The organism is Deinococcus pimensis DSM 21231 (assembly GCF_000519345.1).
GTDB lineage: Bacteria > Deinococcota > Deinococci > Deinococcales > Deinococcaceae > Deinococcus_A > Deinococcus_A pimensis.
In genome coordinates, this window is sequence record NZ_KI912631.1 from 4,740 (window position 1) to 4,952 (window position 213).

The window sequence follows — 213 nt, forward strand, 5'->3', positions numbered from 1 at the left end:
GACGCGGCGGTTCGTGCTGCGCAGCGTGAACGACGGGATCGCGGCGGTGATCGATCCGCGCGGGCGGGTGACGCAGCGCTTCTCGGGGCCCGGGTCGGAGGCGCTCAGCGCTCGTTTCGCGTACCTGTCGGGCGTGACGCCTTACGTGCGCTTCGGGGACGTGCCGGTGGTGGCGCTGACGCTGGCGCTCGCGGGCGTGGTGGTGTGGCGCGA

At 73.7% G+C, this 213-nt stretch carries 1 pseudogene; it reads left to right on the forward strand.

Annotated features, from left to right (window positions below):
- A pseudogene (locus tag DEIPI_RS38925) lies at positions 1–213 on the forward strand (hypothetical protein); the annotation flags it as partial.